Origin of the sequence: Hoeflea sp. YIM 152468 (genome assembly GCF_029210485.1) — a bacterium.
Lineage (GTDB): Bacteria > Pseudomonadota > Alphaproteobacteria > Rhizobiales > Rhizobiaceae > Hoeflea.
The window spans coordinates 231,612-245,988 of record NZ_JARGET010000029.1 but is presented as its reverse complement, the minus strand read 5'-3'; the positions used below and the strand labels follow the sequence as shown (position 1 = coordinate 245,988).

The following is a 14,377-nucleotide window of genomic DNA, read 5'->3' as shown; positions in this document are numbered from 1 at the left end:
ACGGGCCGACTGCGCCGCGCATCCGGGTGGTTGCGCGGCGCCTATCAGCGCCGGTATTGCGGACGAGGCTCGGGGGTGAACTCGATCGACGCGGTCACACCGCCCGATGCAATCTTGAGATCGAGTTCGCATCTGAGTTCCATGCAGGCGATCTCGGCGATTTTCATGCCCAGTCCACCGGATTGGCTGCTGATTTCCGGTGGCATGCCGATGCCGTTGTCCGAGCAGGTGACGCTGACGGTGCCGGCGGGGAGATGAGCAAGTTCAACCCGGACAACGCCCGCGCGTTGATCGGGGAAGGCGTGCTTGAAGGAATTGGCGACGAACTCATTGACCAGGGTGCCGACCGAGACCGCCTGCTGTGACCCGATTTCAACCGATACCGGGACATATTCCATGGTGACATTGGGCGGTGTTGTCTCTGCCAGGTAGTCGACGATGTTCTTGAGATAAACACCGAGATCGACATTGGATCCGGCATCGGTCTTGTAAAGATATTCATGCAGTGTCGACACCGCATCTATCCGGGTCATGATCTTTGCAACAGCCTGTTTGGCTTCCTCCGATTGCAGGCGCCGCTGCTGGATGCGGGCGAAGGCAGACAGCGACTGCAGCGAATTCTTGACCCGATGATCGACTTCCTGGCGCATCATCGCGGCCGACCCCAGCGCCTTGCGCATCTCGAACTGCATCATTACCTGGCGGGCGAGCACCTTGATGGTATCGCGCTGCAGCGGGGTGAGGCTTCTGGGCTCATGGTCAAGGACGCATAAGGTGCCGATTGGCAGGCCGTCGGCAGTCTTCAGCAAGGCGCCGGCATAAAACCGCAAGCCCGGATCGCTGCAGCACAACGGATTGTCGACCATTCGAGGGTCCTTCATCGTGTCTTCGATCTCGATGAACTCGTCTTCGAGAATGGCATGTGAACACAGTGAGGTCTCGATCGGGGTTTCGCGCATGGCGAACCCGACCGAAGCCTTGAACCATTGCCGGTCGGCATCAACCAGACTGACAAGTGCGATCGGCGTGCCGCAAACAGCAGCAGTCAGCTGCGCGATGTCGTCGAAATCCTTTTCGCGGTCCATGTCGAGCACTTCATAGGCATACAGCGCTCTTAGTCTTTCGCTCTGGCAGGGGTGCAGTGCCGCTTTCATGCGCTATACTCTCTGGCAAATGGTTCTAACGTCAAATGATCAGCTTTCTGTTGGTATCACGGTCGTGGCCCGGAGCGAGGCTGCCGGTAACCACCGCATTGTCATGGGGAGAAGGAAGGCGGAGCATCCAGGTGCGTGGCTTCGGCACTGCTCCACCGCGGTCCGCATCCAGTATACCTTCAGACCATGGCAATCCCTAACCTGTCTTGTATTTTCCGAATTCAGGCGGCTCCGGCAGGTCAGTGATTTCTCCGGGTTGCTTCGATCTGGCTTTGCCCTTTTATAGTGACCTGCGGTTTCGGCGCAACATATCGTGCTGCTGGCGAGGCAACAGGGAACCTGAATTGGAAAAACCCCCACTTTTCTGTGCGCCGCGGTGCGGTGTCGCAATTGGCGCATTGCGCGTCCCGTTTCATGCAAGCATTCTGTGCACTTTCAGGCTCTATTCGCCGGCAAGGTTACGCGGGGGCTGCGGACCATTTTGGCAAGAGGAATAACGGCACAATGGCTGAGTACAAATCCGATATCGAGATTGCCCGCGCGGCGACCAAGAAACCAATCATGGAGATTGGCAAGAAGCTTGGCATCCCTGAGCTTGATCTGGTGCCTTACGGACATGACAAGGCCAAGGTCTCGGCCGATTTCATTGCGCGCCAGAAAAGCAAGAAGGACGGCAAGCTGATTCTGGTCACCGCGATCAACCCGACGCCGGCAGGCGAGGGCAAGACCACCACCACGGTGGGGCTCGGAGACGGGCTCAATCGCATCGGCAAGAACGCAATGATCTGCATCCGCGAAGCCTCGCTCGGGCCGAACTTCGGCATGAAGGGCGGAGCCGCTGGCGGCGGCATGGCGCAAGTGGTGCCGATGGATGAAATGAATCTGCATTTCACCGGCGATTTCCACGCGATCACCAGCGCCCACAATCTGTTGTCGGCGATGATCGACAATCACATCTACTGGGGCAACGAGCTTGAAATCGATGCACGGCGGATTGTCTGGCGCCGGGTCATGGACATGAATGACCGGGCGTTGCGTGACGTGGTGGTCAATCTCGGTGGCGTCGCCAACGGCTTTCCGCGCCAGACCGGATTTGACATCACGGTGGCGTCGGAAGTCATGGCGATCCTGTGCCTCTCCAAGGATCTTGAAGATCTGCAGCAGCGGCTTGGCGCCATCGTCGTGGCCTACCGCCGCGACAAGACCCCGGTTCATTGCCGCGATATCAAGGCTGATGGCGCCATGACGGTGCTGCTCAAGGACGCGATGCAGCCCAACCTGGTGCAGACGCTGGAAAACAATCCGGCCTTTGTGCATGGCGGACCCTTCGCCAATATCGCCCATGGCTGCAACTCGGTGATGGCAACGACGACGGCGCTGAAGCTCGCCGATTACGTGGTCACGGAAGCCGGGTTCGGTGCCGATCTCGGGGCGGAAAAATTCTTCGACATCAAGTGCCGCAAGGCCGGTCTCAAGCCCGACGCAGCGGTGATTGTCGCCACGGTGCGGGCGATGAAGATGAATGGCGGCGTCAAGAAGGACGACCTCGGCCCCGAAAACATTGCAGCGGTTGAAAAAGGCTGCGCCAACCTTGGACGGCACATCCAGAATGTGAAGAAATTCGGCGTGCCGGTGGTGGTGGCGATCAACCATTTTGTCACCGACACCGAGGCCGAAATCCAGGCGGTGAAGGATTATGTGGCAACGCTCGGTGCCGAGGCGATTGTGTGCAAGCACTGGGCGAAGGGGTCGGCCGGTATCGAGGATCTCGCCCGAAAGGTGGTCGAGATGGCGGAATCCGGCCAGGCCCAGTTTGCGCCGCTCTATCCCGATGAAATGCCGTTGTTTGAAAAGATCGAGACCATCGCGACCTCGATCTATCACGCCGGTGAGGTGACGGCCGAAAAATCGGTGCGTGAACAGCTCCGTCAATGGGAAGCGCAGGGCTATGGCAATCTGCCGATCTGCATGGCCAAGACGCAGTATTCCTTCTCGACGGATCCGAACCTGCGGGGCGCGCCAGTTGGCCACAGTGTCGCCGTGCGCGAAGTGCGGCTTTCGGCAGGCGCCGGGTTTATCGTCGTCATCACCGGCGAAATCATGACCATGCCGGGTCTGCCCAGAACCCCGTCTTCGGAAAAGATCTGTCTTAATGACAAGGGTCAGATCGAAGGCCTGTTCTAACAGGAAGGCCGGGCGGCAGGTTCGCCCGGCCAACTGCCTGAGGCTTGCCCATCACTCGCCGGTCACTGGCCGGTCACTCGCCGGTCACTGGCCCCGTTGCTGGCCCCGTTACTGGCAAAGCCGGTAGCCGCGCTTGCGCTTGATGATGTCGAGATGAAGATGGTTGGCATGAGCCGCATTGGTGCCGGGTCCCAATACGGTGGTGAAATGCAGGCAGGCGCCGCCGCGCACCGCACGCTGAAACGCTTCTTCGATGTCACCATCGCCCTTGCGCGGTGAAATGCCGATCGGTTTGCGGTCGGAAAACCCGAACTCCATGATGTCGATGGCGTTGCCGGTTGCGTGTTCCGACAATTTGCCCGTGGCGCTGTTGTTGCGGCGGCGGCAGGCATAGGTCGATCCGTGATTGATGGCGGCAAGCCGGGGCTTGTCGGGCAGGCCGGAGGTTGCCGGAAGGACGACCTTGTCAGTCCAGTTGGCCAGCGCCAGCGCGGTCTGACAGCGCATTTGCGACGCGGGAGACAGGCTGACGCCACGGATGATCTGGTCGATGCTGTAGGTTGCGTCCATGCCGCACCCCTTGTCACCGCGCACGGAATCCTGGCGCTCGAACACCGCGCCCAGCTTGCGCAATTGCGCTTCGCAGTGAGCCAGCGCGGTTTCGTCGGCTTTGGCGACGGCACTTTCCGGCAGCGATGCGGGTTCGTCTGATGCGCCGGTTTTTTGGTCACGGGATGGGGTGGCCGCCTCTGCGCTGGCCGGGCCGTCCGGGTTTGTCATGCCGGGTGAGGGGGCTGGCGCGGGATGCGGGACGGCTGTTTCAGGCGAAGCCGGCCGGCGCGGATTGCTATCGGGGATCGGTCCGTTTTCGGGCAGTTCACTGCCCATGCAGACCACCAGCAGGACCGGGAGGGCCAGCAGCCGTCTCATGCGATCAGTCCCTGAACTCGACAACAACACCCTCGCTCACCATGTGGGCGAGCTCGCCCGCGTCCCAATTGGTCATGCGGACGCAGCCGTGGCTGCTGGTCTTGTCAATCCTGGAAGGGTGGGGCGTTCCGTGAATTCCGTAGGTCGGTTCGGACAGGTCGATCCAGACATTTCCAACCGGACCGTTTGGCCCCGGCGGCAGCGTCAGCGGCTGCTTGTTGTTTCCCTGAACAAAGTTTTCCGGGTTGTAGCTGTATGTGGGATCGATGGCGACGGCGGTCACGCTGTGGCTGCCCGTCGGGGAGGGTGTGCTGGCGCTGCCGATGGTGACCGGATAGATCGCGATCAGTGTCCCCGTGGCGTCATAGGCGAGCAGCCGTGCATCACTCTTGTCGGCGACAAGGCTTGCAACCTGAGCCTCGTTGTCGGTGCCCGGGTCGGCCACGGCAATGGTTTCACCCGCAGAAAATGCCATGCCCGGATTGAGGTCGGCAAGAAATTGCATATCCATGTGAAAGCGTTCGGCCAGCTTCTCCTGAACGCTGGTGAAGCCGATCTGATCGAGTTTTGCCAGTTCGGCGTAATCGTCTGGAAGCTTGGCGGAGAGGCCGGACAAATCGTCATCGGTGATGGTGTAGGCAACGATCACGTCGTTGCCCATGGCCTGCAGCGTGTCCCACAACAGGGCGTCGATCTTTCCGTCCACGGGAAGCTTGTTGACTTCCTCGAAGCCGCGGATCGCCTTTTCCAGGTTTTCGCCAGAGTATCCATCAATGACACCCGGCGAGGCGCCGGCCCGGTCGAGCAGGATCTGCACCCGCACGGCGAGCGGGCTTCGGCCTTCCGGCAAGTCTTCGCCGGTGAAGATTGCGGCATTGATGGCAGCAGGCTCGATTGCATCCGCGCGGGCTTCGACAATGGTGGTGGCTGCCGCGAGGGCAGCGGCGGCCAAGGCGAGACCGGTTTGGATTGTGTCCATCGTTTTTCACGTCCTCGTTTCGGGCAGAGCCTTGTTGCCTGCATATGCGGCACGAGGAGGTAACGCCCGAGACGCCAAAAAGATGCATCAGACCGGGCAATGGGATATTCCCCGGCTGACTGGCCGGCGCCTGGCCGGACGCCGGCGCGGGTCTTCAGGGCCTGCCAAAATCGCGGCTGACCTGACCCCAGGCGCAATGCGGGAAATAGGGATAACTGTCGGTCACAAAATACACGAACTTGCCATTGAGCGTGCCGCCATTGCATTGATCGAGCTTGTCCGAACCACCGGTGAACTGCCAGTCCTGCACATAGGTGCCGTCGTGCTTCCCGCCGGGGCCGCCATTGCGGGTTCCCGGCTTGAGCGTGTAACCGGATTTGGCCTCCGAGCCGAGGTAATGGATCTCGAAGCCGTCGGCAGCAAAGCCGACCAGGCTGGATTTGGCGCCCTTAAGAAATCCGGTCGGCTTGGCGTGGTAGTGGTAGAGGCCGCGCTGATCGACATGGGCGTTGTTCTGGTCCAGCCCCAACATCGTGCCGGCGCCCTTGCCGTCAAGCAGCCAGCCCGATGAGGGGTCACGGCTGAAACCGCGCGGTGAGGCGGCATCGTAGTAATCGGCAGTGCCGGGACGGATCATGACGCCATTGAGTGCAAAGCCGGTCGAGCCGCGCAAGGGTGTTGCGCGTGAAGTCTTGACCGGATTTTCGGGCACGCAGACCTCGATGAATTGCGCGGCGATGGAGTTGGGGTTGCCCGAATTGGGGAATTTGCCCGTGGCATGATCGGGCAGTCCATTGGATGTCATGCAGATAGTGCCGCGGCTTTTGGTGATCGATACCGATCCCGATGCAGCCTCGGCGGCGATGACGCTTGCAGCAATGCCGGCAATGGTCACGCCGGCGATGAGAAGATAGGACAATGGGCGGTCCATGAGGTTCCCCTTTGCGGTTGATTGTTTGAATGCGGACCGGGTGAAGGTGCCGGTTCCCACCTTTCCGTTGCGTGACCGGTAGATTAAGCATTTGTCATGATAGGCTGGGTTCGCGGCGCATCTTGTGGAACGAAACGCCGGCTTGCGGGTTACAACCTCAACACGGAGAAGGGGCCGGGGACTGCATGACGAGATTTACCCGAACGAACCGTGTCACGGAGTGGCTCGTACGCGGCATCCGCAACGGCAATGTGCACCGGCTGCCGGTCGTGCTGTTTGCGATTGTGACGCTGGGTGTTTACGCGTTCATCGAGATCGCGGAAGAAATGGCCGAAGGCGAGATCCGCAAAATTGACGAGATGGTGTTTCTCAGCCTGCGGATGCCGGGCGATCCGGCGAGTCCGGTGGGCCCGGCCTGGCTTCAGGAAACCGCTGTCGAGGTCACTGCCATCGGCGGGTTTCCGCTCATCATCCTGACGCTTGCGGCAGTCGCCGGGTTCTTCATCATTACTAAGCGCTACGGGGCTGCTCTTTATGCGGTGCTGTCGGTCGGGTCGGGGGCGCTGCTCAGCCACACATTGAAGCAATATTACGGGCGTCCGAGGCCTGACCTGGTCGATCACCTCGACACGGTGCACACGCTGAGCTTTCCCAGCGGGCACGCCATGATGACCACTGTCGCCTATTTGACGATGGCTTCGCTGGTGGTGGGATTTCTGCCGGATCGTCGGGCGCGAATTTACGTGCTCGCGGTGGCGGTGTTCGTGGCTGTCATCGTTGGTGTCAGCCGGGTTTATCTGGGCGTGCACTGGCCCAGCGATGTCGCCGCAGGCTGGGCGCTGGGCGCCGCCTGGGCGAGTTTCTCCTGGCTGATCCTGCATGTGCTTAACCACCATACCGGCCGCCACATCAAAACCGGGGACAGGCCATGAGTGTTGCGGTGGCAAAATCGACGAACTGGCACGATTGGTTCAAGCCCTTCGCGCGACTTGGATATGGCGCCCGCGGCCTGGTCTATCTGGTGCTGGCGTTCTTCATCATCAGCGCGGCGCTGACTACGGGAAGCGGCGGCGATGCCAGGGATGCGGTCGATTTCATCACCCAATCCACCGCAAGCGCCATTCTGACGCCGTTGCTGATCGTCAGCCTTGCCGGTTACTGCTGCTGGCGTTTGGTCCAGGCCTTGTTTGATACCGATGATCACGGGATTGACCCGAAAGGTCTGGCGGTCCGGGCCGGGCTGCTCGGATCGGCAGCGACCTACGGGTTCCTGATGGTCTACACCTTGTCCCTGTGGTGGGGGGGAGCCGTATCATCAGGCGGTGGGTCTGGTGTTGGGTTTGCCCGCACGGCAGCCACGTTCATTGGCGCCGGGCCCATGTCGATCATTCTCAGTGTGATCTTTGCCGTTGTTGGCGCTGCTCATGTGTGGAAGGCTCTGCATCGCAAATATCGCGATCATATCGAGGCCTCGCAGGCGCACCTTCGGTGGATCGATATCGCCGCCATCGGCGGGCTGACGGCCCGCGGCGCCATTTTTCTCGTCATCGCCTTCTTGCTGTTGCGGCACGGCCTTGCGGGCGAGGAAGGCCGTGCCGGTTTAGCAGAAGCGCTTGATTTTGTCGCCAGTCTCCCGTTCGGCGCCTGGTTGCTGGGCGCCATCGGGGCCGGCTTCTTTCTTTTTTCCGCCTATTCTTTGGCGGAGGCGATCTGGCGGCGCATCAATGTTGAAAACGCCTGAAGCCCTTCTCGATCAACGCGTGAGCGCGGCATTGTAGACCGGCTGGGGAGAATGGTGCGCGAGTTCCTGTTTGAGCCGTTGCTGCCGTGCCGCCTCAGGCTGGAACAAGACGGCTTCGATGACCAGGTGATCGGATGCGGAGTCGTCCGGTCCGGGCAGTGAAATTTCTGCCGCCTCCGGCAATCCCAGCAATGCCAGCCCGCGTGCGGTGTCCAGGGACAGGCATTCTCCGACCATCCCATCCATTGGCGTTTGCGTGATGATGGCGGTTTGCGGCTGCTTGTCGCCAATGCGGTAGCGCAGACGCGTGTTCAAGGTCACGAAGTTGGCTTCAATGTCTTCGCAAAACACCACGATGGTGGTGTCGAGCTTGTGCTTGAGAACCTGTCGAACAGGATCAGCCAGCATGTGCCGGCGGTCATACATGGTTTCAAGGATTGCAAAATCCTTGCTGGTCAACGTGCATTTCTGATTTTTCCACATGTCGGAACTCCGGCCGCGCCGGTTTGGGAGGCGCGTGTGATGGGTCAAGGAACACCGTCGCCCCTGCACCGGAATGGGTCCGATGCAGGGGAGTGGACCCGGTCAGAAGAAACACCCCCATCGGGTGAGAGAAATCGGTTCGCCGGTAGATCATTCCGCCACCACGGGCTGCTGGGTCTGCGTGACCTCGGTGACCGTCAAGTCGTGGACCTGGCCGCTGCGGGTTGCAAAGCTGATGGACTGTCCCGACTTCAGGCCGATCAAAGCCGAGCCGACCGGTGTCGTAATCGAGATGCGTCCATCATCGATGTTGGCATCAGCGGGATAGACCAGCGTCACGGTCTTACTCTGATTGGAGTCAACCTCATAGGTCACGGTGGATCCCATCCGGACCACACCGGCATCGATGGCTTTATCGCTGACGACGCGCGCGCGGTCGATTTCTTCGGCCAGAGCCGCCGCTATCTCCGGGCTGCGTTGTTCATAGGCAGCCGCCAGGTTGTTGAGGCGGGCGTAATCGGTTTCGCTGATTGTAATTCTGGGCTTGCGCCGGTTTTTCTGTAACATTGGATCATCCACGTATTCTTGCTGCCCAGGCCAAAGCTGACGCGGGGAGATGTTGAGACTGATTTTCTGGTTGATGCGCCGTGAGATGCGGAGAGTTCGATGTGTCTTCAGACAGTATCGGACGCTCGCATAGCACTCCCCGCGGTTCGGGGGCGCAGGTTGCCGAACCGGGGGTCAGATTTCCGCGATGGGAAAGGCCCTGAACAAACGAGTGATATGGGTTCGGTACATTTTCATAGCATGAATGTGGTGTAAGCTCCCGCCGATGTCAAGGTACCGGCCATTGGGGGGAAGCCGATGTCGCGGTCATTCCAGACGTTTGCCCGCGGGCGGCGCGGCAAGCAATTGGCAGGGGCACGCGGGCGGAAAATGCTGTCCTTCAGCCATGCAACGTGGTGTGCCCTGTGGAAAGCATCTGTTTGATCTTCCCTTGTAGCCCATCGTGACCTGCGCTATGAGACGGGCATGACACTGCATGTGACACAGAACAATTGGTGGTGGGTTCGCTTCTAGGCGGCCTTGACCACGCATGCGCGTTAGAGATCAACAAGCCGCCCGGGACCTGGAAGGTCCGGCGGCTTTTTTGTCTGATCCGCTGGACCTGACGTTGCCGGCCGGCTCAAACGGAGCTTGAACATGAGCACGACGGTACTTTCGGACGGCGCGGCGCAGTATCAGACGCGCGGCGGGATTGTGGTGACGCGACGACGGCGTGAGACGCCTTATGCGGATGCGGTATCGAGCTATATCGATGCGCTCGACAGCCGGCGCGGCGCGGTGTTTTCATCGAATTACGAGTATCCCGGCCGCTACACCCGCTGGGACACTGCGATTGTCGACCCGCCGCTGGGAATTTCGTCGCAAGGCCGGAAGCTGACAATCGAGGCTTACAATGGCCGCGGCGAAGCGCTGATTTCCATTCTGGCCGACAGGCTTTCCGGCCATGCGGACTTTTCGATCTCGGACCAGGCGGCAGGCAGGATTGACATTGACATCACCCAATCTGACCGGATGTTTTCCGAGGAGGAGCGGTCTCGGGCTCCGACGGTGTTTTCGGTGCTGCGGGTGATTGTCGACCTGTTTCACTCTTCCGAAGATGGCAATATCGGCTTTTACGGGGCGTTTGGCTACGATCTGGCGTTCCAGTTCGACCCGGTGCCAGCCAGGCTCAGCCGGCCGGAGGATCAGCGCGACCTGCTGCTTTTCCTTCCGGATGAAATTCTGGTGGTCGACCATCATGCGGCCAAGGCCTGGATCGACCGCTATGACTTTGCCCTCGGTGAGGTAACCACTGAAGGCTGTGACAGCGGCATTGTCAGCGAACCATTTGAGCCTTCCGATCAGGTTCCGCCGCGCGGCGACCATGCGCCTGGTGAATATGCGCAACTGGTCAAGCGCGCCAAGGACAGCTTCCGGCGCGGCGATCTGTTCGAAGTGGTGCCCGGGCAGACCTTCTTCGAACGCTGCGAAGCGCGGCCGTCGGAGATCAGCCGGCGGCTGAAAGCCATCAACCCGTCGCCCTATTCGTTCTTCATCAATCTCGGAAACCAGGAATATCTGGTCGGCGCATCGCCCGAGATGTTCGTGCGGGTCAACGGCAGACGGGTCGAAACCTGCCCGATCTCGGGCACCATCAAGCGCGGCGAAGACGCGATTTCGGATTCCGAGCAAATCCTCAAACTGCTCAATTCGAAGAAGGACGAGTCGGAACTGACCATGTGTTCGGATGTCGACCGCAACGACAAGAGCCGGGTCTGTGAACCGGGATCGGTCCGGGTGATCGGCCGCCGCCAGATCGAGATGTATTCGCGGCTGATTCACACGGTCGATCATATCGAAGGCCGTCTGCGCGATGGCATGGATGCGTTCGATGCGTTCCTGAGCCATGCCTGGGCGGTGACGGTGACCGGTGCGCCAAAATTGTGGGCGATGCGGTTTCTGGAGAACAACGAGAAAAGCCCGCGGGCCTGGTATGGTGGCGCCGTCGGCATGGTCAGCTTCAATGGCGACATGAACACGGGACTGACGCTCAGGACCATCCGCATCAAGAATGGAATTGCCGAGGTGCGGGCCGGCGCCACGCTGCTGTTCGATTCCAACCCCGAGGAAGAAGAGGCCGAAACCGAACTCAAGGCTTCGGCCATGCTGTCGGCGATCCGCGATGCCAGGCTGGGCAATGCCGGCTCCACCGGACGGGAGACGGCCAAGGTGGGCGAAGGTGTGTCGATCCTGCTGGTTGATCACGAGGATTCCTTTGTGCACACGCTGGCCGGCTATTTCCGTCAGACCGGAGCCGAGGTCACGACCGTCCGGGCACCGGTGGATGACCAGATGTTTGACCGGGTGTCGCCCGACCTTGTGGTGCTGTCGCCGGGTCCGGGAAGCCCGAAGGATTTTGATTGCGCCGCCACGATCAGGAAAATTCGCGCCCGCGAGTTGCCGGTGTTTGGCGTCTGCCTCGGTCTGCAGGCGCTGGCGGAAAGCTTTGGCGGGTCGTTGCGGGAGCTGGCTGTGCCGGTTCACGGCAAGCCGTCCCGGATCCGGGTGTTGCCGGACGGGATCATCTTTTCCGGACTGGCCAGGGAGGTGACGGTGGGGCGCTATCATTCAATATTCGTCGACTACGCCACATTGCCAAAAGAATTCCGTGTTACCGCGGAAACCGATGACGGGGTGGTCATGGCCATAGAACATGAGAGCCTGCCGATTGCTGCGGTGCAGTTCCACCCGGAATCGATCATGACGCTGGGTCAGGATGCCGGCATGCGGATGATCGAAAATGTGGTGGCGCATCTGGTGCCCAAGGCAAAGGGGAATGGGGCATGAAACAAGACTTTCAGCCAAGTCCGGGTCTGGCCGGCGCCTTGCTCGTCACCTCACTGCTCCTTCTGGTCTCTCTGGTCTTTCTGTCAGGGAGCCTGGCCCCGGCCTGGGCGCAAGCAGCGGACAGCATCGAAGCGGGCCGCGATCTGGTCGAGGTCAATTGCGGAAAATGCCATGCGGTGGGCGTGGCGGACGCCAGCCCGCACAAGGATGCCCCACGGTTCCGCAAGCTGTCGGACAGTTTTCCCATGGATGCGCTTGAGGAAGCCTTTGCCGATGGCCGCATCTATTCGGGCCATCCAGACATGCCCGAGTTCATTGCGACACCTGACCAGGTTGATGCTATCATTGCCTACATCGCTTCGTTGCAGGATTAGGTTCCGTGCCCCAGGCCAACACGTCCATTCGCCGGCTGGCGTTCTGGTCCATTCCCCTGGCCTTCGCGGTGATGGGAGTGAAATTTGTCGCCTGGCATCTGACCGGATCGATCGCACTCTATTCCGATGCGCTGGAATCCATCGTCAATGTGATCGCGGCGCTGGCGGCTTTCGTCGCCATCGGATACGCCCAGAAACCGGCTGACATCGGCCATCCCTACGGCCATCACAAGGCCGAGTATTTCTCAGCCGTGCTCGAGGGCGTTCTGATCGTGGTGGCGGCGTTGCTGATCGTGCATGAGGCGGTGGGCGGACTGATGGCGCCCAAGCGCATCGAGGCCGCCGGGCTTGGCCTTGCGGTCAATGCGAGTGCGGCGGTCATCAACGGGATCTGGGCGTTTGTGCTGTTGCGCGTCGGACGCAGGTACCGCTCACCAGCGCTGCTGGCCGACGGCCATCATATCGTGTCGGACGTGGTCACCTCTGTGGGGGTGATTGCCGGGCTTGGTCTCGCCGTGGCGTTCGACCAGCCGCGGCTTGACCCGCTGCTGGCGCTGATCGTGGCCTGCAATGTGCTGTGGCAAGGGTGGAAGGTGATCGCCTCGTCACTCGACGGGCTGATGGACCGGGCGGTCGATCCGGTCGATGAACAGCGCATACAGGACATCATCAAGGCTGAAGCGGATGGCGCCATCGAAGCCCATGATATCCGCACGCGGCTGGCGGGGCGGGTGTCCTTCGTCGAATTTCACCTGGTCGTCGATGGCGGGATGACGGTCGAACACTCGCATGAAATCTGCGACCGGCTGGAGACCGCGCTCAAGCAAGCGGTGGAAGGCGTGCAGGTGATCATTCACGTCGAACCCGCTCACAAGGCCAAGGATGAAGGTGTCGTGCTGGGCTGAAAACCCCGGCATGAGCCCCGGGGTATTGGGTGCCCCGTCACCCGCCAAACTTCTCCAGCGCCAGGCAAAAGACAGCCGCATCGACATTGCCGCCGGACATCGTGACGATCACGTCCTCGGCTTGGATCTCGCCCGGATGAAACAGCGCGGCCGCCAAAGCCACGGCGCCTCCGGGTTCGGCGACCAGCTTGAGCCGGGAAAAGGCAAGAGCCATGGCGTGAAGCGCCTCGTCTTCGGTGACGACCAGCCCTGGGCCGGCAAGCTGCGAAAGGATCGGAAAGGTGATGGCGCCCGGCTGCGGGGTGATGATTGCATCACACAGCGAGCCGGACAGGCGGCTGTTGCGTTCGATGCGGCCCGACACCAGGCTGCGGGCCATGTCGTCAAACTCTTCGGGCTCGACGGTGCGCACCCGCAAGTTGGGGGCATCGGCCTGCAAGGCCAGCGCGATGCCGGAGGCAAATCCGCCGCCGCCGCAGCAGACCAGCACATCGGCCCGGGTGATGCATTCGGCGGCAGCCTGTTCGGCAATCTCCAGGCCGCAGGTGCCCTGGCCTGCAATCACCAGAGGCTCGTCATAGGGCCGGATCAGCGTCAGGCCCTGGTCTGCGGACAGCCGGGCGCAGATCGCATCCCGATCTTCTGTCGCGCGGTCAAAGGTCACCACCTCGGCGCCCATCGCCCGGGTGTTGTCGATTTTCATTTGCGGCGCGTCCGATGGCATGACAATGACCGCGCGCACACCATGCCGGAGAGCCGCCAGCGCCACGCCCTGGGCGTGATTGCCGCTGGAAAAGGCAATGACCCCACGGGCCCGGGCTTCGGCGTTCAGTCCCGACACCGCAGACCAGCCGCCGCGAAACTTGAAACTGCCGGTGTGCTGCAGGCATTCGGGCTTGATCCAGACACGGCGGCCGGCGATCTCGTCGAGGAAGGCAGAGCGGAGCAAGGGCGTGCGCCGGACATGGCCTTCAAGCCGGGTCCGGGCGGCGCGGATCATCTCGATGTTCATCCGATAGTCCTCAATTTGGTTGCGTGGCTGACCCGAGCGGGAGCAAGGCTGGTTCTCCAGGGAATTTCACAGGTTTGTCAAGATTTCGCGTGCATGTCGATGCATGTTCGCGGACTGGCGGCGAACATTGCTGAGTGCACGTCAGTCAACCCTGCTGGCTGCCGCGCAACGATTAAATTCACCCGTGCCTTGACAGCGCCGCAATTATCAGGCCTAAGGGCGCAACTGGATAGGGGCCATTTCGGCCGCTGCACGCGTCTTCGTTGATTAGCGTGTTCTGACTTCCCCTAA

Annotated in this window: 13 protein-coding genes; 6 read left to right on the top strand and 7 right to left on the bottom strand. The window is 61.0% G+C overall.

Annotation, left to right across the window (positions count from 1 at the left end):
* Positions 1-44: 44 nt before the first annotated feature.
* Positions 45-1,154, bottom strand: a complete 1,110-nt coding sequence (locus PZ897_RS16290) for a histidine kinase dimerization/phosphoacceptor domain -containing protein (RefSeq protein ID WP_275753568.1) — start codon at positions 1,152-1,154, stop codon at positions 45-47.
* A gap of 504 nt (positions 1,155-1,658) precedes the next feature.
* On the opposite strand from PZ897_RS16290, the gene PZ897_RS16285 reads away from it, so the two are divergent.
* Positions 1,659-3,338: a formate--tetrahydrofolate ligase gene (locus PZ897_RS16285; protein ID WP_275753567.1), complete on the top strand. Its 1,680-nt coding sequence runs from the start codon at positions 1,659-1,661 to the stop codon at positions 3,336-3,338.
* Positions 3,339-3,446: 108 nt separating this feature from the next.
* On the opposite strand, the gene PZ897_RS16280 is transcribed toward PZ897_RS16285, so the two are convergent.
* From PZ897_RS16280 to PZ897_RS16270, 3 genes are all read right to left on the bottom strand, one after another.
* A complete protein-coding gene (locus tag PZ897_RS16280) occupies positions 3,447-4,268 on the bottom strand; it encodes an extensin family protein (protein WP_275753566.1) in 822 nt (273 codons plus the stop codon).
* A 4-nt stretch (positions 4,269-4,272) separates the two neighbouring features.
* Positions 4,273-5,247 carry a L,D-transpeptidase gene (locus tag PZ897_RS16275; protein ID WP_275753565.1) on the bottom strand — a complete coding sequence of 325 codons (975 nt, stop codon included), beginning with the start codon at positions 5,245-5,247 and terminating at the stop codon, positions 4,273-4,275.
* A gap of 154 nt (positions 5,248-5,401) precedes the next feature.
* Positions 5,402-6,178, bottom strand: coding sequence for a YHYH protein (locus PZ897_RS16270; protein WP_275753564.1), 777 nt, complete (start codon positions 6,176-6,178; stop codon positions 5,402-5,404).
* Between the two features lie 185 nt (positions 6,179-6,363).
* On the opposite strand from PZ897_RS16270, the gene PZ897_RS16265 reads away from it, so the two are divergent.
* Both PZ897_RS16265 and PZ897_RS16260 read left to right on the top strand, forming a co-directional pair.
* Positions 6,364-7,110: a phosphatase PAP2 family protein gene (locus PZ897_RS16265; RefSeq protein ID WP_275753563.1), complete on the top strand. Its 747-nt coding sequence runs from the start codon at positions 6,364-6,366 to the stop codon at positions 7,108-7,110.
* A complete protein-coding gene (locus PZ897_RS16260; protein ID WP_275753562.1) occupies positions 7,107-7,919 on the top strand; it encodes a DUF1206 domain-containing protein in 813 nt (270 codons plus the stop codon). The genes PZ897_RS16265 and PZ897_RS16260 overlap by 4 nt, the downstream gene beginning before the upstream one ends.
* A 12-nt stretch (positions 7,920-7,931) precedes the next feature.
* Here the strand turns inward: PZ897_RS16260 and PZ897_RS16255 are convergent, their stop codons facing one another.
* Together PZ897_RS16255 and rnk are read right to left on the bottom strand one after the other, a co-directional pair.
* Positions 7,932-8,402, bottom strand: coding sequence for a nucleoside-diphosphate kinase (locus PZ897_RS16255; RefSeq protein ID WP_275753561.1), 471 nt, complete (start codon positions 8,400-8,402; stop codon positions 7,932-7,934).
* Between the two features lie 150 nt (positions 8,403-8,552).
* A complete protein-coding gene (rnk, locus tag PZ897_RS16250) occupies positions 8,553-8,969 on the bottom strand; it encodes a nucleoside diphosphate kinase regulator (protein WP_275753560.1) in 417 nt (138 codons plus the stop codon).
* A 636-nt stretch (positions 8,970-9,605) separates the two neighbouring features.
* Between rnk and PZ897_RS16245 the strand changes: the two genes are divergently transcribed.
* Genes PZ897_RS16245 through PZ897_RS16235 form a run of 3 tightly spaced genes read left to right on the top strand, consistent with a single transcriptional unit; the run spans position 9,606 to position 13,074 of the window.
* The gene (locus PZ897_RS16245) at positions 9,606-11,795 is read left to right on the top strand and encodes an anthranilate synthase (protein WP_275753559.1); all 2,190 of its coding nucleotides are present in this window, start codon (positions 9,606-9,608) and stop codon (positions 11,793-11,795) included.
* On the top strand, positions 11,792-12,169 hold the full coding sequence (locus tag PZ897_RS16240) for a cytochrome c (RefSeq protein WP_275753558.1): 378 nt from the start codon (positions 11,792-11,794) through the stop codon (positions 12,167-12,169). Before PZ897_RS16245 ends, PZ897_RS16240 begins: the two co-directional genes overlap by 4 nt.
* 5 nt (positions 12,170-12,174) lie before the next feature.
* Positions 12,175-13,074, top strand: a complete 900-nt coding sequence (locus PZ897_RS16235; RefSeq protein ID WP_275753557.1) for a cation diffusion facilitator family transporter — start codon at positions 12,175-12,177, stop codon at positions 13,072-13,074.
* 37 nt (positions 13,075-13,111) lie between these two features.
* Here the strand turns inward: PZ897_RS16235 and PZ897_RS16230 are convergent, their stop codons facing one another.
* Positions 13,112-14,086, bottom strand: a complete 975-nt coding sequence (locus PZ897_RS16230) for a threonine/serine dehydratase (RefSeq protein WP_275753556.1) — start codon at positions 14,084-14,086, stop codon at positions 13,112-13,114.
* Between the last annotated feature and the right edge of the window lie 291 nt (positions 14,087-14,377).